Here is a 19233-nt window from a genome sequence, read left to right on the forward strand (position 1 = left end):
TCGCCGGAGCAGCCGCAGCGCCGCGGGTGGGCGTCCGCCGAAGCCCTCCGCCTCGAGCGCCGCGACCAGGATGCGAGGCAGGTCCCGGGCGCGCGGGAAGGCCACGAACCGCGGTGCCCAGACCGGCTGCATGAGGCCGTAGGCCAGGAAGTAGCCGCTGGCCACCGCGGCGACCGCGGCGAGTGAGGCACCGAGGTCGATGCCGATCAGGACGAGCAGCGGGGCGAGAGCGAACCGGTCGCAGGTGCTGGTCAGCGCGGCGAGCTGGAGCAAACGCAGCCGGCGGTTCGCGTCGGGAGCCGCAGCGGTCTCGGGGGTGAGCGCGGCGGCTTCGGTGGCGGCGCGATCGTGAGGCACCCGTCGACCATCCTCCGGGTGGCAGCGCGACGCCGCATCGGGTCGGCGTGAGCCTCGCCACGAGGGTGCGTGGTGGTGCCGGGCGGGCCACCTCGGGCCTGCACGGGCCGTCCCCGGCCGGAGGCCTTGATCGCAGCCCGGTCCCGGCGACAGCATGGGCTCCCAGCGCCGGTCTGCCCGGCGGCCCCGCCGACGACGCCGTCGAGGATGCAGAGGACGCCCGTGCCCGTGACCGAACCCGCCCGTCCCGCCACCATCACCGGTCGCGGCATGACCATGAGCGACCTGCTGGCCCGGCACGCCCGAACCACCCCGGACGCGATCGCGCTGCGGGACGCGCGGGCCGCCCGCAGCTACGGCGAGCTCGACGAACGGGTCATCCGGCTGGCCAACGCCCTCGCCGCCCGCGGGGTCGAGGCCGGGGACCGGGTCGCGGTGCTGGGTCTGAACAGCATCGAGGTGCTCGAGGCCTACTTCGCCACGCTGCGGCTCGGCGCGATCTGTGTCCCGGTCAACTTCCGGCTGGTCGCCGACGAGATCGCCTACCTGCTCACCGACAGCGGCGCCGTCGCCGTGGTGGTGGACGCCGGACTGGCTCCGCAGGTCGAGAAGGCCCGGGGGCAGGCGCCGGCGGTCGGCTCGGTGATCACGATCGACGGGGACTACGAGGAGGCGCTGGCCGCGGCCTCGGACACCTACACCGAGGTGCCCGTCGCGGACCACTCCCCCGCCTACATCATGTACACCTCGGGCACCACCGGCCGGCCCAAGGGCGCGGTGCTGACCCACCGCAACCTGCTGCTGCACGCGTTCAGCAACATGGCGCACCTGGGCACCTCGAGCGACGACCGGGTGTGGCTGTCCGGGGCGCCGCTGTTCCACATCGCGGGGCTGGCCGGGATGCTGCCGTCGCTGATCACCGGCGGCCGCACGATCATCCCGCCGTCCGGCGGCTTCGACCCGGTCGCGACGGTGCGCCTGCTGGAGGCCGAGCGGGTGTCGTCCTGCTTCTTCGTCCCGGCCCAGTGGGCGGCGATCTGCGCGGTACCCGACATCGGCGAGCGCGACCTCTCCACGTTGCGCCGGATCTCCTGGGGAGCCGCGCCGGCGTCGACGGCGCTGCTCCGCACGATGATCGACACCTTCCCGCAGGCCGACGTCGTGACCTCGTTCGGGCAGACCGAGTGCAGCCCGGTCACCTGCACGCTGCGCGGCGAGGACGCCCTGCGCAAGATCGGCTCGATCGGCATGCCGATGGTCAACGTCGAGGTCCGGGTCGTCGACGAGGAGATGAACGACGTACCCCGCGGCGAGGTCGGCGAGATCGTCTATCGCGGGCCGCTGGTGATGACGGAGTACTGGAACAAGCCGGCCGAGACCGCGGAGGCCTTCGCGGGCGGGTGGTTCCACTCCGGTGACCTCGTCCGGCAGGACGCCGACGGCTACCTGTACGTGGTCGACCGCAAGAAGGACATGATCATCTCGGGCGGCGAGAACATTTATTGCGCCGAGGTGGAGAACGTGCTGGCCGGGCACCCGCAGATCGCCGACGTCGCGCTGATCGGCGTTCCGGACCCGAAGTGGGGCGAGACGCCGCTGGCGGTGATCGTCCCCGCGGATCCGGCCGACCCGCCGACCGAGGCCTCGGTGGAGGCCCACTGCCGCGAGCACCTCGCGTCCTACAAGCGGCCCCGGGAGATCGCGATCGTCGAGACGCTGCCGCGTAACCCGAGCGGCAAGGTGCTCAAGACCCGGCTGCGCGAGGAGCGGGCCGCGGGGGCGCTGGTCTCCCGTCCGGCCGTCTGAGGTTCCTATGCTCGGGTGGTGCCCGATCTCGATCCCGAGGAGTTCCGCCGGCTCGGCCACCAGCTCGTCGACTGGGTGGCCGACTACCGTGCCGGTGTCGCCGACCTTCCCGTGCGCAGCGAGGTGGCGCCGGGCTGGGTCCGGTCCCAGCTGCCTGCCGAGCTGCCCGAGGAGCCACGTCCGCTCGACGCGCTGCTCGCCGAGGTCGACCGCGTCGTCGTGCCGGGTACGACGCACTGGCAGCACCCGTCGTTCTTCGGCTACTTCCCGGCGAACGCGTCGCTGACCTCGCTGCTCGGCGACATGCTCTCCACGGGGCTGGGCGTGCAGGGGATGCTCTGGTCGACCTCACCGGCGTGCACCGAGGTGGAGCAGGTGCTGCTCGACGGGCTGGCCGGCGCGCTCGGGCTCGGCCCGGAGTTCACCTTCGCCGGCGGCGGCGGTGGGTCCATCCAGGACTCGGCCTCGTCGTCGGCACTGGTGGCGCTGCTGGCCGCCCTGCACCGGTCGTCGAAGACCCGGGCGTCCGGCGAGGGGTGGCGCGAGACCGGCGTCGACGGGACCGAACGGATCTACGTGACGGCGGAGACGCACTCGTCGCTGGCCAAGGCCGTCCGCGTGGCGGGGCTCGGCGCCCGGGCGCTGCGGATCGTCGACCCCTCGCCCGGCTCGCTGGCCATGTCCCCGGCCGCGCTCGCGGCGGCCCTGGCGGCCGACGCGGCCGCCGGGCTCCGGCCGATCCTGGTGTGCCCGACCGTCGGGACCACCGGCACCGGCGCGATCGACCCGGTCCGCGCGGTCGCCGAGGTGGCCCGCGAGCACGGCGTCTGGGTGCACGTCGACGCCGCCTGGGCCGGGGTCGCCGCCCTGTGCCCGGAGTTCCGGGACCTGCTCGACGGCGTCGAACTCGTCGACTCGTTCTGCACGAACGCCCACAAGTGGCTGCTCACCGCGTTCGATGCGTCGCTGCTGTGGGTCCGCGACGCGACGGCGCTGCCCGGCGCCCTGTCGATCACCCCGGAGTACCTGCGCAACGCGGCGACCGACTCCGGCGACGTCGTCGATTACCGCGACTGGCAGGTCTCGCTCGGCCGGCGGTTCCGGGCGCTCAAGCTGTGGACGGTCGTGCACTCCTACGGGCTGGCGGGGCTGCGGGCGCACGTACGCGAGCACGTCGCGTTGGCGGCGGCCTTCGCCGACCGCGTCCGGGAGGATCCGGGGTTCGCGCTGGCTGTGGAGCCGTCGCTGGCGCTGGTCTGCCTGCGGGTGGTCACCGGCGGCGGGGACGCCGCCGACGACGCGGCCTCCCGCAGGGTGCTGGAGCACATCAACGCGAGCGGCGCGGCACTGCTGACGCACACCGTCGTCGACGGCCGGTACGTGATCCGGGTGGCGATCGGATCCATGGCGACGACGAAGGAACACGTCGACGCGTTGTGGGCCCAGCTCGTCGCGACGGCCGCGCAGGTGCGGGCGGAGGTCGCGGCGGCGGGGTGAGAGCCGTGAGGTGCGGCGGCCGCGCGGAGTCGCAAGAGACCTCGCTGCGGCCGCCGCACCGGACCGCGTACCCCCGCCGCGGGGCGGGCGATGCAGTCATGATCTCGAGTCGTCGCGGGACCCGCCGAGTTCCCGGGAGATCAGGAATCGCGTGAACGGCGTCGGCGGCGGTCGGCCGTCAGTCCGGGATGCCGGCCGGCGTCGGCACCACGACCCCGAACAGGTCGGCGATCGCCGCGAGGCTGGCGGCCTGCAGCGCCGACGCCGGGACCGCGCCGCCCCCGACGTCGGGCAGCGCGCGGGTGGCCGTCGCCCCGGCCACCACGGTCGGTCGGTAGCCGAGGCTGAACGCGCCACGGGCGGTCGAGTTGACGCACATATGGGTCATGAAGCCGGCCAGGATCAGGTCGCGGGCCGGGCCGTTGCGCAACTGCTCGTCGAGCCCGGTCTGCACGAACGCGTTCGGGAAATTCTTGACGATCACCGGCTCGCCCTCGCGTGGGGCGACCCGGTCGACGATCTGCCCGATCTCGGCGCGGATGTCGTACGGCGTGCCCTCCCCGGAGTCGTGCTGGATGTGGATCACCGGGATGCCGGCCGAGCGGGCCCGGTCGAGCAGCTCGGCGGCCTGGTCGAGGGCGCCCTGAACGCCCTCGAGTTCCATCACGCCACGCGTGTAGGTGTTCTGACAGTCGATCAGGACCAGCGTGGAGTCGGCGAGCTTCGCCGGTTCGGCCGGAAGGTTGTTGAGCTGTCGCAGGGTCTGCGGCTCGGACATGTCGAGCTCCTCTTCTCGGGGGCGTCGATCCGCATCATCGTCGGATCCGCAGACCTGGGCAGCCCGCCAATGGGCTGTTGGCTTCGCGAAGTGACGAGCCGGGGCCGGTGGCGGCCGTCGCGTCGGCTGCCCTGATCGACCTGCGGTTCCTGTCGATGGGGCCGGCGGTCGGGCCCTACCTGCGCGGCGGGCGTGGCCCGGTTGCGCCGCGCCCCGGTCCTGGTGGCGATCCTCTGCGCAGTCGCGGCCACGGCCGGGCTCCGCCTGGCCCTCTGACGGGGCGGCGGCCGCCGTCACTCGGGCAGGTGGCGACGGGACAGCACGCCGTCGAGCGAGAAGCGGCTGGACGGCCAGCGGGCCAGCAGGACGGCGAGCACGAGCAGGGCTGCGTCGCGGGCCAGCTCGAACCCGTAGGTCGGACTCTCCCCGGCCGCCAGCTCTCCACCGGTCCCGAAGCAGCCGCAGTCGATCCGCAGCCCCCGGATCCACGCCGACGCGATCCCGACCACGAAGGCCGCCATGAGCAGCACCGAGACGATCGCGGCGACGCGCACCCCCAGTCCGACGAGCAGCAGCACACCGAGCGTGATCTCGGCCAGCGGCAGACCCGCGCCGATCATCTGGGCGCCGATCTCCGGCAGCAGCCGGTAGGCGCGCACCGCGCGCACGGACTCGTCGAGGTCGCCCACCTTCAACGCGCCCGCGACGATCCAGACCACCCCGAGCACCAGCCGGACCAGCGTGGAGGCCCACGGCACCCACTCCCCGGAGGGCCGTAGCGGCGACGCCGGGCGCAGGACGCGCACGTCAGGCCGCGTCCTGCTGCGCGACCGGGGTCAGACCGCCGCCCGCCGTGCCGATGCGACCGGCCGGCTCCGATCTCGGGTCCGATCTCGGGTCCGAGGCCCTGCCGGACGTCGTGGGCCGGCCGATCCGGCCACCCGGCGCGTCCCCGCCACCGCCGCGTGTGCGGCGTAGGCCGATCACGAGGAGGAGACCGATCAGGATCAGGCCGTGGCCCGCCAGCCGGGCCGGGTCCACCCGCTCCGCCAGCAGGTCCATCAGGCTCAGCACGCCGAGGACCCCGACGAAGGCCCCGACCACCGGTACCAGACCCGAGGCCCGTGTCGAGCTGCCGGCGACCCACAGGAACCCGACCGCCAGGGCGAGGTTCCATGCGGAGCTCTCGTTGGAGAAGTGCGCCGTGCTCGCCCCGGCGAGGTCGACGCCGTGGTGCGCCGGGCCGGACGTCCCGGTCAGCACGACCCCGTTGATCGCGAGGGCGAACTGGCCCAGGCCGACCGCCGCGAGCGCGACCCGCATCACCATCGGCCATCTCGGACGCCGGGGCCGCGGGGCCGCCGCGAGCACGGCCGCGGCCAGATCGGGGCCGGGCTCGGCGACGCGGGTGCGGGTGAGCCTGGTGACGTGCGCAGCCCGGTCGGCGAAGAGCCGGCAGTCGGCGCACCCCTCGACGTGGGCGTCGACCGCAGCCGACTCGCCCGGGTGCTCCTCGCCGTCCAGTCGGGCCGACAACGCCTCCCGGCACTCCGCGCAGTTCACACCAGTCAGGTCGTTCGCCGGGGCCTCCCGGTTCCCGGGCAACCAGGTGAGCGGGGCTACGCTCGGCTCGTGGCCGATCGTGGGGACGATGAGATCACCGGCTGGGCCCTGGCCGCCGGCCGCGGCGACAGGGTCGCCCTGACGGCGTTCGTGCGCGCGACGCAGCGCGACGTGCACCGCTTCCTGGCCCACCTGATCAACCCCCGGGAGGCCGACGACCTCGCCCAGGAGACGTTCCTGCGCGCTCTCGGCGCGTTGCCGGGATTCGCCGGGCGCTCGGGCGCCCGGACCTGGTTGCTCGCCATCGCGCGCCGGGTCGGGGCCGATCACCTGCGCGCGGCGGGTCGCCGGCCGCGGACCAGCCCGGTGGACGACTGGGACGCGGTCGCCCGCGTCGAACCGCGGCCCGCCGCGGTGCGCTCCGGTGTCGACGAGGGCATCGCGCTGCGCGCTCTCATCGAGAAGCTCGACACCGACCGACGCGAGGCGTTCGTACTCACCCAGCTGCTGGATCTGAGCTACGCCGAGGCCGCGGAGGTCTGCGGTTGCCCGATCGGCACGATCCGCTCGCGGGTCGCCCGCGCCCGGGAGGATCTGGTGACGGCGATGCAGGCCCCCGCCGAGCCGCGCCGACGGATCTCCGGAGTCTGAACGTCGCACTGCGCCATCCTCGGCCCTCATTTCCTTAACCGCCACCGTCAGCGCCAGCAACACGATCCCCGCCGGCCCTGCCGGCGCCCGCAGCCACGACTCCAGCACCTCGCGACCCTGGGCGGCACGTACACGGTGAACCGGTGCCGAAGAGGGGCTCGGCGACGACCGATGGCGTACACCACCGCTGAACTGGTCGCCCAGCTGCGCGAGAGCGGCGGCTCCACGCGGCGGACCCCCGGCAGCACCCCGATTGACCCCTCATGGACCTGGTCATCCACGGCCAGGACATCGCGCGGCCACTGGGTCGACGCTACGTTTCGCCGCCGCAGGTAGTAGCGGCCTGCCTCGCCTACGTCGCCACCAACAGATTCATGGGCGGGCCGCGGCGGCTGTCGGGAGTGCGGCTGGTCTTCACCGACACCGGACGGGCCCTGGGGGATGGCGCCGAGCTGCGTGGGCCCGGGACCACGGTGGTGGCCGAGCGCCTGAGCTGAACGGCCAACTCGTCACTCGGGCTCATGCACGCGCCAGCGGTGCGGTACGCGAGCCTGGCGATCCTCGAGTCCTGCACACGGTCGAGCGCACGATCTCGTGGCTGCGGTTCACGAACGTCCGCGTACGGGGAGACCGTTGGCCGAGTTGCACGAGGTGATGCAGGCGGCGATGGGGTGGACCGACTCGCACCTGCACGAGTTCGACGTCGGTGGGATCCGGTATGAGCAGCCGGGTCCGGACTGGGATGTCGGCGAGGTCGGTCACGGAGCGAAGGCCAAGCTGTTCCGCCTTGCTGGGCAGGGCGACCGGCTGGGCTATGTCTACGATTTCGGCGACGGCTGGACCCACACCCTGACCGTGGAGAAAATCTTGGCCCCGGAACCGGGGGTGCGCTCTCCGCGGTGCGTGTCGGGGCGTCGGGCGTGTCCGCCAGCAGGTCACCCGAACCTGCAGCCCAGCTCGACCCGAACAGACGTTCGGATTATCCGGATTTCTCGAGGTCGCCGATCAGTGGGCGAAGCCAGGCGACGAACGGCCGCCAACACAGTGAGCCCGGGCACGTCGGCCGGGATTCCCGCCCACTCCCACCCATGTTCCGCTATCTGGAATGCCCTCTTGCTCGAAACTCGCCGCACTGCCACGTTCAACATTCGCCACCCAAATGAGGCACAGATCACATTCTGATCGCCGGAGGAGACGCAGGCCGCTCCGAGGAGGTCGTGATGGCTCGCGCTCCACACGTCGCCGAGTCGCCCGGGCCCAGGGCGCGCCACCAACGGCGGATGTCAAGGCCCGTGGCGGGTGGCCCGCGAACGAACAGGGCCGTTCACCGTGCCGGCCCGGCCTTGAAGCGGGCCGACCGTAGTTCATACCCAGACGATCAAAGGCGCTCGCGCACCCAGGGCAGGGAGGAAGAAACATGAAGGTCACCTCATTCCACTTCATGCCGTACCGCGATCTACCAGATGATTTCGACAAGCGATACGACTCCGCGTGGGTGGATGCACCGTGGTGGGAACTGGGCGACGCCACGAAGGTCGGCGACTATTACAACTGGTCATTGGACGAGCTCATGCACGCGGCCAAGATGGGCTTCGACGGCCTGGGCACCAACGAGCACCATCAGAACGTATACGGCTTCATGTGCAATCCAAACCTGTTCGGGGCCGCACTCGCCAAGATGACTCGTGACCAAGGAATGGACGACGTAGCCCTCGTCCAGCTGGGCGCGACCGTGTCGTCGACATCTCCGCCCATCCGGATCGCGGAGGAATACGCGGTCCTCGACTGCATCAGTGGCGGGCGACTCGTGGCAGGCCTGCCGCTCGGGCTGGGCTGTGACGCCGACATCAGCTACGGCGTCACACCCATCGAACAGCGTGAGCGGTGGCGTGAGGCGATCGATCTCATGGTGAAGGCGTGGACGGCAGACGAGTTCTTCGCATGGAACGGGAAATACTTCCAACTGCCGAAGGTCAACCTGTGGCCGCGGCCCGTCCAGGACCCACATCCACCGATGCTCATACCGGGTGCAGCCAGCTCCTCGACCTGGGATTACTGCCACGACCGCGATCTCCCGTACGCCTACCTCAGCTACTTCGGCGGGAAGTCGGCCGAGAACGTCATGGACCGGTTCTGGGACCGGGCGAGCGCGAAGGACAAGGACTCGAACCCGTATCGCGCTTCCATGCTCCAGTTGGTGGGCGTTGCCGAAACCGACGAGCAGGCCCACGAGCTCTACGCGCCACACATCGAGCACTTCTATCACAAGGCGCTGCACCTGCCCCTCCACTACTTGGCCCCTCCTGGCTACAGTGATTACAAGAGCCTGGTCAATCTGTTCAGCTCGGGCATGTTGAAGTACATGGACTACACGGTGGATCTGAAGCCACTGAAGGCCAAGGACATGGCCGACGAGGGTTTCGTCGTGCTGGGCAGCCCGGCGACCGTTCGCGAGCAGCTCGAACACATGGTGAGACGCTTGAACGTCGGCCACCTCATGGTGGTCCTGCAGTTCGGTTCGATGCCTCACCAACAAGCGATGGACAACATCGAGATGTTCGGTCGGGAAGTGCTCCCGCACCTGCAGACGATCTGGCAGGACGACGGCTGGGAAAACCCGTGGTGGCCCAAGCGCTTGAACAAGGCACCTGTCCGCTGATCGATGTCCAAGCACACCGTAGAGAGGTTCGAGCGACGTGGACGCCCCTACAGTTGAAACGATTCAGATCCGCCACTGCAATTTCGAGGCGAAAGTGAAGGTGGGCGGTGCCGGCTCACCGGTCGTGTATCTCCACACAGCGGGCGGGCCCCGCTGGGACGCTTTCCTGGATGCACTGTCCGAACACCACACCGTGTACGCACCCGACCACCCTGGGACCGGCGACACCGCCAGGGACTCGATCTACGACATCAGGAGCCTCTGGGATCTCGTCCTCATCTACGACGAGATCCTCGACGCCCTGGGCCTGGACTCCGTTCCCGTTGTCGGCAGTTCCTTCGGCGGCATGATCGCGTGCGAGGTGGCCGCTCACCGGCCGGAGCGAGTCAGCAGGATGGTCCTCCTCGATCCGATCGGGCTATGGCGGGAGGACACCCCCGTCACCCCCTACATGCTGCTGCCCCAGGACAAGTTGGTCGCGACGCTGTTCAGCAACTTCGAGGCCAAGCCGGTTCAGGACTTCCTCACGTTGCCGACCGACCCGCAAGAACTGGCGCTCGCCATGGCCGACTCGGTCTGGGCCCTCGGGGCCACCGGGAAGTTCGTCTGGCCGATCCCGGACAAGGGACTGGCCGGCCGCATGCACCGCATCACGGCCCCGACGCTGATCATCTGGGGTGAGGACGACGCACTGATCTCCTCCGTCTACGCGGACGACTTCGCCTCCGGCATCGCCGACTCCCGCATCGAGATCATCAAGGGGGCCGGCCACGTCCCCCAGTGGGAACAGCTGGACACCGTCCGTCCGCTGGTCCTGGACTTCCTCGCGCGGTAGCACGCCCGCCCACGCCATCCGCCGGATCTCCGGATGGCGTGGGCATCCCTCGTCGTTCGGACCGAACAACGTTGCACTAATGACAATCGTTATCATCTAGTCCATGCCGCTCCCCCGCGTCCCCGTCACCGTCCTCTCCGGCTTCCTCGGCGCCGGCAAGACGACCCTGCTCAACCATGTCCTCGCCAACCGGGAGGGCCGCCGGGTCGCGGTCGTCGTCAACGACATGAGCGAGGTCAACATCGACGCGGCGCTCGTCGCGGGCCAGGGCAGCCTCGACCGCACCGAGGAGCGCCTGGTCGAGCTGACCAACGGGTGCATCTGCTGCACGCTGCGCGAGGATCTGCTGGAGACCGTGGGCGCGCTCGCCAAGGAGGGCCGGTTCGACCAGGTGATCGTCGAGTCGACCGGAATCTCCGAGCCGATGCCCGTCGCGGCGACCTTCGAGTGGGAGTTCGAGGACGGTTCGAGCCTGTCGGAGGTGGCCCGGCTCGACACCATGGTCACCGTGGTCGACGCGTCGACCTTCCTCACCGAACTCGGCGACAGCGACGCACTGGCCGACCGCGGGCTCGAGGCCTCCGACGGCGACGAGCGCACGATCTCGGATCTGATCATCGACCAGGTCGAGTTCGCCGACGTGCTGGTCGTGAGCAAGGGCGACCTCGTGCCGGCGGGCCGGTTGCTGGTCTTCGAGGCATTGCTGCGCAAACTCAACCCGACCGCTCGGCTGCTCCACGCGGACCACGGCGCCGTCCCGCTCGACGAGGTCCTCGACACCGGCCGCTACGACCCGGTCACCGCCGCCGAGGCCCCGGGGTGGGCGCGCGAGCTGAACGGCAGCCACACCCCGGAGACCGAGGAGTACGGCATCACCAGTGTGACCTACCGGGCCCGCCGCCCGTTCCACCCGGCCCGGCTGATGGCCGTACTCGGCGAGTGGCACGGGCTGCTGCGCAGCAAGGGCTTCTGCTGGATCGCGACCCGCCCGGAGACCGTCGGGCTGTGGTCCCAGGCCGGGCCGAACCTGAGCCTGGAGCCGGCGTCATCGTGGAGCACCTTCGACGGCCTGCGCGGGCAGGAGGTCGTCTTCATCGGACTCGGGGTGACCGAGTCCGATGTGTACGGGCGGCTCGATCCGACGCTGCTCACCGACGAGGAGCTGTCCGCCGGCCCCGAGGGGTGGCGGTCGCTTCCCGACCCGCTCCCGGCGTGGGACGCCGGGCACGAGCACTGACCAGGCCGATCGTCACGCAGGGTGCGAGGTGAGATAGCCGCCCATCCGCGTGAAGTACTCGACGCCGGTGTACTCGGCGCCGTCGTCGGTACGGACCCGCTCGATCACCAGGCCGGGGTTGCGGCCCCGCCGCGCGTCCGCGCCGGCCACGATCACCACTCCCTGGCCCTGCCGGATGAAGATCCGGCCGGGGGTGCCGCCGAACGGCGTGTCGGTGACGGAGGCGGCGAGAATGCGCAGCCGCCGGTCGCCGTGGAAGCAGTACGCGTTGGGGTACGGGTCGAGCTGGGCGCGGACCAGGTTGAAGATGTCGCGCGCCGGCCACGTCCAGTCGATGCGGTTGTCCTCGTCGGAGCGGCGGTGGAAGTAGCTCGCGGCCCGCCGGTCCTGCGGCTCCCAGTCGGTGCGGCCGGAGGCGATCAACTCCAGCGCGTCGACGGTGATGGGGCCGAACATCGCCAGCGTCCGGTCGAACAGGTCGACGATCGTGTCCGTGTCGCTGATCGGCGTGGCCCGCTGCAGCACGATGTCGCCGGCGTCGAACTCGGCGTTCATCATGTGCGCGGTCACGCCGACCTCGGCCTCGTCGTTGATCAGCGCCCAGTTCAGCGGGGCGAAGCCCGCGTAGGCCGGCAGCAGCGCGTCGTGCACGTTCAGCGTGCCGAGCCGCGGGATCGTGAAGACCTCCGGCGGCAGCCAGGTCCGCCAGTTCGACACCACCATGATGTCGGCGTCGGCCGCGGTGATCCGCTCGATCACCTCGGCGTCATCGGCGCGGTTGCGCACCAGCACCGGGATCGAGTGGTCCGCGGCGAGCTCGGCGACCGACTCGTTGAAGATCTTCTCGTAGGCGTTGTCGCTGTCTGGATGGGTGATGATCAGCGGAATCTCGTGACCTGCCGCGAGGATCGCCTCGATGGTCCGGCGGCCCCAGGTCATGTATCCGAAAGCGACAACGCGCATCCACGACTCCTCGTAGTCCCCGACACAGCGAGGTAAGGATAACCTTTCCTCATGAGTTCGGTGGAGATCACCGGGGGTTCGGTCCTTCGTGGATCGATCAGCGGGCAACGACGACACCTCGGCGTCGCATCGTTGTTCCTGATCGGACACCAGGCGGGCGAGGCGCTGGTCCCGGTACTGGTCGGCGTCGTGATCGACGAGGCGGTGACGACGGGCGAACCGAGCGCGCTCGCCTTCTGGCTGCTCGTCCTGGCGCTCGACTTCGCGATGTTGTCCCTGAGCTACCGCTACGGCGCGCGCCGATCATGGCTGGCCGACGTGCTCGCCGACCAGCAGTTGCGCCTGCAACTCGCCGAACGGGTGCTCGATCCGCGCGGCGGCGCCGAGGCCGGCCGGCTGCCGGGCAGCCTCGCTACCATCGCGGTCGCCGACGCCAAACGGGTCGGGATCGTCAACTTCGCCCTCCCGCTCGGCCTCGCCGCCGTCGCCGCGCTCGTGGTGGCCGCGATCGCGCTGCTGCGGATCTCGCTCCCGCTCGGCCTACTGATCCTGCTCGGCACCCCGCCGCTGCTCTACGCCGTGCACCTGCTCGGCAAACCCGTGGAGCGACGCAGCGGCCCCGAGCAGGAACGCGCCGCTGCGGCCTCGGGTGTCGCGGCCGACCTGGTCGCCGGGGTGCGGGTGCTCAAGGGCATCGGCGCCGAACCCGCGGCGGTACGCCGCTACGTCGGCACCAGCCAGGACGCGCTGGTGGCGACGCTGCGCGCCACCGGCGCGCAGGCCTGGTACCAGGGCGCGGTGCTCGCCGCGAACGGGACCTTCCTGGCCGTCGTGGCGTTGGTCGGCGGGCGGCTGGCCGCCCAGGGCGAGATCAGCATCGGAGGTCTGGTGGCCGCCGTGGGCCTCGCCCAGTTCCTGCTCACCCCGCTGTCGATCTTCGGCTGGGTGAACGGCCGGATCGCCCAGGCCCGCGCGTCCGCCGCCCGGATCGCCGAGGTGCTCAACACCCCCCCGGCGGTGACGGCGGGCGAGCGGCCGGCGCCGGACCCGGTGTCCGGAGCGGTGCGGCTGCGCACGCTCACGCACGGCACGCTCCACGAGTTCGATCTCGAGGTATCGCCCGGAGAGCTGCTGGGCGTGGTCGCGAGCGACCCGGCCGACGCGGTCACCTTGCTGCACTGCCTGGGACGGGAGGTCGACCCGGACGGTGGCGCGGTCGAGCTCGACGGGATCCCGCTCACCGAGTACACGCCCTCGGACGCCCGGGGCGCGGTCCTCGTCGCGGCGCACGACGCCGAGCTGTTCTCCGGGACGGTGTGGGACAACGTCGGCGCCGCGGCCGGTGGCGGCGCCGACCTCGAGCCCGCGATGGCCGCCGCGCAGGCCGACCAGGTCGCCGACGCGCTGCCCACGGGACGCGACACGGAGATCGCCGAGCAGGGCCGGTCGCTGTCGGGCGGGCAGCGACAGCGGGTCGCCCTCGCCCGGGCGCTCGCCGCCGCGCCGCCGGTCCTCGTGCTGCACGACCCGACGACCGCCGTCGACCCCGTGACCGAGGCGCGCATCGCCGCCGGGATCCGGGACATCCGCCGTGGCCGCACGACGATCATGCTCACCACCAGCCCGGCGCTGCTCGCCGTCACCGACCGGGTCGTCCTCGTCGACGGCGGGCGGGTCACGGCGCAGGGCCGGCACGCCGATCTGCTGCACACCGACGCCCACTACCGGAAGACGGTGCTGGCATGACCCGGGAACTGCTCCCCGTCGCCGACGGTGCCCGCTCCCGCGCCGCGATCGGCGAACTGCTGCGCCCGTACCGGGTGCGGGCCGGCTTCGCGGTCGCCGCGCTGGTGGCCGGCGCCGCGGTCAGCCTGCTCGCCGCGCCGCTGCTCGGCCGGATCGTCGACCTCGTCGTCACGGGTGGCCCGCCGGACGCGGTCACCGGCCCGGTACTGCTGCTCGTCGCGGTCGCGATCGTCCAGGGGCTGCTCGCGGTCCTCGGCATCGCGCTGGTCGCCCGCGTCGGCGAGGGCATGCTCGCGACGCTGCGCGAGCGGTTCGTCGCCCGCGCGCTCGGCCTGCCGTTGGAGCGCATCGAGCAGGCCGGTTCGGGAGACCTCACCTCACGGGTCACCGCCGACGTCTCGCTGGTCGGGGACGCCGTTCGCGAGGCGGTCCCGGAGTTCGCCCGGGCCGCGTTGATCATCGTGCTGACCCTGGCCGGGCTCGCGGTGCTCGACTGGCGGTTCATGCTCGCCGCGCTGCTGGCCGTCCCGGTGCAGGCGGCCACCGCGCGCTGGTACCTGAAGCGTTCGACCCCGCTCTACCGCGAGCAGCGCACCGTCGGCGGCGCCCAACAGCAGCAACTGCTCGACACCGTCGGCGGCGCCGCCACCGTCCGCGCGTTCCGGCTCACGGCGGATCACACCGAGCGGGTCCGGAGCCGTTCGCAGGACGTCGTCGACCTGGCGCTGCGGGTCGTCCGGCTGCAGACCGGGTTCTTCGGCCGGCTCAACGTCGCCGAGTTCGTCGGGGCCGCCGCCGTCCTGACGACGGGCTTCCTCCTCGTGCGGGAGGGAGCGGTCTCGATCGGCACCGCGAGCGCCGCGGCGCTGTACTTCATCAACCTGTTCACCCCGGTCAACCAGGTGCTCTTCCTGCTCGACACCGTGCAGTCCGCCGGGGCGAGCCTGGCCCGGATCGTCGGGGTCGCGGACCTGCCTGCCGAACGGCAACCGGAGCATCCGGTGCGCCCGGTCGACGCGTCGGTCCGCACCAAGGGCCTGGGCCACTCCTACGTCGACGGTCATGTGGTGCTCGACGGCGTGGACCTGGACATCGCCCCGGGCACTCGGGTCGCGCTGGTGGGCGCCAGCGGCGCCGGCAAGACGACGCTGGCCAAGCTGCTCGCCGGGGTGCACCGGCCCTCCCGCGGGACGATCGACATCGGCGGGGCGGACCTGGACGAGCAGGGCCCCGCGGTCCTCCGGGAGACGATCGCGTTGATCACGCAGGAGGTGCACGTCTTCGCCGGCCCGCTCGCCGACGACCTGCGCCTCGCGAAACCGGACGCCACGGAGGCGGAGCTGCGGGACGCGCTCGCGGCCGTCGACGCGCTGGACTGGGCGGCGGCGCTGCCCGAGGGACTGTCCACGGTGGTCGGGACCGGTGGGCACGCGCTGACCGTCGTCCAGGCCCAGCAGCTCGCGCTGGCCCGGCTGCTGCTCGCCGACCGCCCGGTCGCGATCCTTGACGAGGCCACAGCCGAGGCGGGCAGCTCCGGGGCCCGGGTGCTGGAGGGCGCCGCGCAGCGTGCGCTGTCCGGCCGCACCGGGCTGATGGTCGCGCACCGGCTCACCCAGGCGGCCACGGCCGACGCCGTCGTGGTGCTGGAGGCCGGCCGGGTGGTGGAGCACGGTACGCACGACGAGCTCGTCGCCGCGGGCGGCCGGTACGCCCGGTTGTGGGCCGCCTGGTCGGACGCGCGGTGACGAGATCACTACTTGACGTTCCAGTTTGGGTAGGCGAACCTAACTCAGCCGGATGATCCGGTAGGAACTCGTTCGCCCAGATGGAGGATCAACGATGGCTCGCGCCGCTTCCCTGCTCCCACCCCGCGGACGGCCCCGGCTCGCCCGGGCCCTGGGCGCGGCCGCTATGGTGATCGCAGCGGTGGCTGCCTGCAGCAACGGCCAGAGCCCAGCGGCCGGCGGGGCCGCCCCCGCGGCGTCCGGGGCCTTCCCGGCGACGATCTCGCACTCGTTCGGTGAGACGACGATCCCGGCCGAGCCGAAGCGCGTCGTCGCGGTCGGGTTCAACGAGGCCGACTTCGTGCTCTCGCTCGGGGTCGTCCCGGTCGGGGTGCGCGACTTCATCGGCGAGTTCCCCGAGGAGACGCGCCCCTGGGCCCAGGACGCCCTCGGCGGCGCCAAGCCCGAGGTCGTCGGCGGCAACGAGATCAACTTCGAGAAGGTCGCCGCCCTGAAGCCCGACCTGATCATGGGCGTCTACTCGTTCATGGACCGCAGCACCTTCGACACGCTCTCCAAGATCGCGCCGACCATCCCGGCGCTGGCCGAGGGCACCACGGCCGCCACCTGGCAGGAGCAGACCCGGATCACCGGCAAGGCTCTCGGGCGCGCGGAGAAGGCCGAGGAGGTCATCGCGGCCACCGAGAAGAAGTTCGCCGACGCCCGGGCGGCCAACCCGTCGTTCGAGGGCAAGTCCGTGGCCCTGGACTTCGTCGTCGAGGGCACGACCTACAAGCTGGGCACCGACGACCTGCGGGCCCAGGTGTTCGACGGGCTCGGCCTCGAGGCCGGCCCGACGACCGAGACGCTGAGCGACGAGCGGCTCTCCGAGCTCGACAAGGACGTGGTCGTCGTGGTCGGTGTGCCGAAGGAGGCCCTTGCGGGCAACCAGGTCTTCCAGAATCTGACCGCGGTCAAGGAGAACCGGGTCGTCTACCTCGGCGACTACAGCACCGAGTTCAGCGGCGCGATCGGCTTCGGCAGCCCGCTGAGCCTGCCGTACGCGATCGACATCGTCACCCCGCAGCTGGCGTCGGTGCTGGGCGGCAGCGCCGGCTGACGTCGGCACCGATGCGGCGAGGGGCGGGACCGGTGGCCGGCCCCGCCCCTCGCCGTCACTCCGCCGCGACTCAGGCCTTGGCCTGCATGCTCTCCCGGGCCGGGTTGGCCTGCTCGGCCGCCTTCGGGTCCTTCTCCCCCTGCTTGGCGCGGACGCCTGCCTCGACCTTGTCGCCCAGGCTCTTGTCCACGTTGCGCCAGTACTCGAAGGCGCGCTGCAGGATCGGTTCGCTCACGCCGTTGAGCAGGTGGCCCACGATGTTGTCGACCAGGCGCTCCCGCTCGGCGTCGTCGAGCACCTCGCGGACCATCGTGCCGGCCTGGCCCCAGTCGTCGTCGTCGGAACGCAACGTGTAAGCCGAGCGCACCATGTCACCGTCGGTGTGCCAGCCCGCGGGCTCGCCGTAGCGCGCGGTGTCGGCGGCCGGGCCACCGTAGGAGTTCGGCGCGTACACGGGGTCCGACACCTTGTGGTACCGCATCGCGCCGTCCTTGCTGTAGCTGTGCACGGGCGACTTCGACGCGTTCACCGGCAGTTGCTTGTAGTTCGCGCCGATGCGGTAGCGGTGGGCGTCGGCGTAGGAGAACAGCCGGGCCAGTAGCATCTTGTCCGGGCTCGGGCCGATGCCCGGTACGAGGTTGTTCGGCTCGAAGGCCGCCTGCTCGATCTCGGTGTGGTAGTCGGTCGGGTTGCGGTCCAGCGTCAGCCGGCCGACCTCGATGAGCGGGTAGTCCCCGTGCGGCCAGACCTTTGTCAGGTCGAACGGGTTGAACCGGTAGGTCTTGGCGTCCTCGAACGGCATGATCTGCATCTTCAGCGTCCAGCTCGGGTGCTCGCCCCGCTCGATCGCCTCGTACAGGTCACGGGTGTGGTAGTCGGTGTCCGCCGCGGCCATCTGGTCGGCCTCGTGCTGGCTGAAGAACTCGATGCCCTGGTCGGTCTTGAAGTGGTACTTCACCCAGAACTTCTCACCGGCCGCGTTGACCCACAGGTAGGTGTGGCTGGAGTAGCCGTTCATGTGCCGCCAGGTGCGCGGGATCCCGCGATCACCCATCAGCCAGGTGACCTGGTGCGCCGATTCCGGCGACAGGGTCCAGAAGTCCCATTGCATGTCATGGTCGCGCAGGTTGTTGCTCGCGCGCCGCTTCTGCGAGCGGATGAAATGCTGGAACTTCATGGGATCGCGGACGAAGAACACCGGGGTGTTGTTGCCGACCATGTCGTAGACACCCTCGGTCGTATAGAACTTGAGCGCGAAACCGCGGGGGTCGCGCCACGTGTCGGGGCTTCCGCGCTCGCCGGCCACCGTGGAGAAGCGGATCAACGTCTCGGTGGTGGTGCCCGGTTGGAACACTGCCGCCTTGGTGTAGGCGCTGACGTCGTTCGTCACCTCGAACCGGCCGAAGGCGCCGCCGCCCTTGGCGTGCGGCTGGCGCTCGGGCACACGCTCGCGATTGAACTGCGCCATCTGCTCGATGAGGTAGTGATCCTGCAGCAGGATCGGCCCGTCCGGGCCGACGGTGAGTGAGTGCTCGTCGCTCTCGACCGGGATTCCCGCGTCCGTCGTCGTCGGTTCGGGCTGCGTTGACGTCACAGTCGTGCCTCCTCGTTGTCGTGAGATCCCTGCGCGGTCGTGCACGTGGGGCACAGACCCCAGAACACCACCTCGGCCTCGTCGACCGCGAAGCCGCGGTCGTCGCCCGGCGTGAGGCACGGCCGTACCCCGACCGGGCAGTCGACGTCCTCGGTACGCCCGCAGCGGCGGCACACGAGGTGGTGGTGGTTGTCGCCGACGCGACGCTCGAACCGGGCCGGATGTCCGGCGGGTTCGATCCGTCGCAGCAAACCGGCCTCGGCGCACGCGGCGAGGACGTCGTAGACGGCCTGGGTGGACACCGAACCGAGCTGCTCCCGCACGCCGGCACCCACCTCGTCGGCGGTGGCGTGGGGGTGCTCGGCCAGCCACGCCAGGACGGCACGGCGGGGCCTGGTCACGCGCAGGCCCGCCGCGCGCAACGACTGCGTCGCGGCACCGTCCGGGTCGACGGGGACGAAAGCCATGATGGGAGCCACCCTCCCGCGTTCTCTGGAATGAGCCAAGAGTTCATGCCCGGTGGCGCCGGCAGCTAAACCGGCCACCGGAGCACGATCGGCTGCTTCCACCCCGCACGACATCGCCGCAGGGCGATGGCTCCGGCCCGAACGCGATCACCGCAGGGCGGATCGTCCGAATCGGTGTGTGGATCCACGCCGGCACCCCGGCCGGACCGCGAACGGCCGGCCGGGGTGGAGCACCA

The 19233-nt window shown here is 71.2% G+C and carries 17 protein-coding genes and 1 pseudogene; 11 read left to right on the forward strand and 7 right to left on the reverse strand.

Annotation, left to right across the window (positions count from 1 at the left end):
* Positions 1 to 357: pseudogene (locus HF519_RS15685) on the reverse strand (hypothetical protein); the annotation flags it as partial.
* A gap of 270 nt (positions 358 to 627) precedes the next feature.
* Between HF519_RS15685 and HF519_RS15690 the strand changes: the two are divergent.
* Complete coding sequence (locus HF519_RS15690) at positions 628 to 2163, forward strand: long-chain-fatty-acid--CoA ligase (protein WP_211170090.1); 1536 nt, start codon at positions 628 to 630, stop codon at positions 2161 to 2163.
* An 18-nt stretch (positions 2164 to 2181) separates the two neighbouring features.
* On the forward strand, positions 2182 to 3660 hold the full coding sequence (locus tag HF519_RS15695; RefSeq protein ID WP_169413695.1) for a pyridoxal phosphate-dependent decarboxylase family protein: 1479 nt from the start codon (positions 2182 to 2184) through the stop codon (positions 3658 to 3660).
* Positions 3661 to 3838: 178 nt separating this feature from the next.
* Here the strand turns inward: HF519_RS15695 and HF519_RS15700 are convergent, their stop codons facing one another.
* From HF519_RS15700 to HF519_RS15710, 3 genes are all read right to left on the reverse strand, one after another.
* Positions 3839 to 4438: a cysteine hydrolase family protein gene (locus HF519_RS15700; protein WP_169413696.1), complete on the reverse strand. Its 600-nt coding sequence runs from the start codon at positions 4436 to 4438 to the stop codon at positions 3839 to 3841.
* Positions 4439 to 4731: 293 nt separating this feature from the next.
* Positions 4732 to 5244 carry a MauE/DoxX family redox-associated membrane protein gene (locus HF519_RS15705; RefSeq protein ID WP_312860139.1) on the reverse strand — a complete coding sequence of 171 codons (513 nt, stop codon included), beginning with the start codon at positions 5242 to 5244 and terminating at the stop codon, positions 4732 to 4734.
* Position 5245: 1 nt separating this feature from the next.
* Positions 5246 to 6043 (reverse strand): zf-HC2 domain-containing protein, encoded by a 798-nt coding sequence (locus HF519_RS15710; RefSeq protein ID WP_169413697.1) that lies wholly within the window; start codon positions 6041 to 6043, stop codon positions 5246 to 5248.
* Positions 6044 to 6070: 27 nt separating this feature from the next.
* On the opposite strand from HF519_RS15710, the gene HF519_RS15715 reads away from it, so the two are divergent.
* From HF519_RS15715 to HF519_RS15740, 6 genes are all read left to right on the forward strand, one after another.
* Positions 6071 to 6652 carry a sigma-70 family RNA polymerase sigma factor gene (locus HF519_RS15715; RefSeq protein ID WP_169413698.1) on the forward strand — a complete coding sequence of 194 codons (582 nt, stop codon included), beginning with the start codon at positions 6071 to 6073 and terminating at the stop codon, positions 6650 to 6652.
* Between the two features lie 263 nt (positions 6653 to 6915).
* The gene (locus HF519_RS30455; RefSeq protein ID WP_211170086.1) at positions 6916 to 7149 is read left to right on the forward strand and encodes a maleylpyruvate isomerase mycothiol-dependent enzyme family protein; all 234 of its coding nucleotides are present in this window, start codon (positions 6916 to 6918) and stop codon (positions 7147 to 7149) included.
* Positions 7150 to 7285: 136 nt separating this feature from the next.
* On the forward strand, positions 7286 to 7834 hold the full coding sequence (locus HF519_RS15725) for a plasmid pRiA4b ORF-3 family protein (RefSeq protein ID WP_169413699.1): 549 nt from the start codon (positions 7286 to 7288) through the stop codon (positions 7832 to 7834).
* Between the two features lie 235 nt (positions 7835 to 8069).
* Entirely contained in the window at positions 8070 to 9311 is a 1242-nt protein-coding gene (locus HF519_RS15730) for an LLM class flavin-dependent oxidoreductase (protein ID WP_169413700.1), read from the forward strand.
* A gap of 124 nt (positions 9312 to 9435) precedes the next feature.
* Positions 9436 to 10146 carry an alpha/beta fold hydrolase gene (locus HF519_RS15735; protein WP_169413701.1) on the forward strand — a complete coding sequence of 237 codons (711 nt, stop codon included), beginning with the start codon at positions 9436 to 9438 and terminating at the stop codon, positions 10144 to 10146.
* A 103-nt stretch (positions 10147 to 10249) separates the two neighbouring features.
* Positions 10250 to 11383, forward strand: coding sequence for a GTP-binding protein (locus HF519_RS15740; RefSeq protein WP_169413702.1), 1134 nt, complete (start codon positions 10250 to 10252; stop codon positions 11381 to 11383).
* Positions 11384 to 11395: 12 nt separating this feature from the next.
* On the opposite strand, the gene HF519_RS15745 is transcribed toward HF519_RS15740, so the two are convergent.
* Positions 11396 to 12346, reverse strand: coding sequence for a methionyl-tRNA formyltransferase (locus HF519_RS15745; protein WP_169413703.1), 951 nt, complete (start codon positions 12344 to 12346; stop codon positions 11396 to 11398).
* Positions 12347 to 12397: 51 nt separating this feature from the next.
* Between HF519_RS15745 and HF519_RS15750 the strand changes: the two genes are divergently transcribed.
* The 3 genes from HF519_RS15750 (at position 12398) to HF519_RS15760 (ending at position 16936) form a co-directional block, all read left to right on the forward strand.
* Entirely contained in the window at positions 12398 to 14092 is a 1695-nt protein-coding gene (locus HF519_RS15750) for an ATP-binding cassette domain-containing protein (protein WP_169413704.1), read from the forward strand.
* Positions 14089 to 15837 (forward strand): ABC transporter ATP-binding protein, encoded by a 1749-nt coding sequence (locus HF519_RS15755; RefSeq protein WP_169413705.1) that lies wholly within the window; start codon positions 14089 to 14091, stop codon positions 15835 to 15837. The genes HF519_RS15750 and HF519_RS15755 overlap by 4 nt, the downstream gene beginning before the upstream one ends.
* A 94-nt stretch (positions 15838 to 15931) precedes the next feature.
* Positions 15932 to 16936: an iron-siderophore ABC transporter substrate-binding protein gene (locus HF519_RS15760; protein ID WP_169413706.1), complete on the forward strand. Its 1005-nt coding sequence runs from the start codon at positions 15932 to 15934 to the stop codon at positions 16934 to 16936.
* A 70-nt stretch (positions 16937 to 17006) separates the two neighbouring features.
* Here the strand turns inward: HF519_RS15760 and HF519_RS15765 are convergent, their stop codons facing one another.
* Complete coding sequence (locus tag HF519_RS15765) at positions 17007 to 18530, reverse strand: catalase (protein WP_169413707.1); 1524 nt, start codon at positions 18528 to 18530, stop codon at positions 17007 to 17009.
* Positions 18527 to 18997: a Fur family transcriptional regulator gene (locus HF519_RS15770; RefSeq protein ID WP_211170088.1), complete on the reverse strand. Its 471-nt coding sequence runs from the start codon at positions 18995 to 18997 to the stop codon at positions 18527 to 18529. The genes HF519_RS15765 and HF519_RS15770 overlap by 4 nt, the downstream gene beginning before the upstream one ends.
* Positions 18998 to 19233: the final 236 nt, after the last annotated feature.

Source organism: Pseudonocardia bannensis (assembly GCF_012911875.1).
GTDB lineage: Bacteria > Actinomycetota > Actinomycetes > Mycobacteriales > Pseudonocardiaceae > Pseudonocardia > Pseudonocardia bannensis.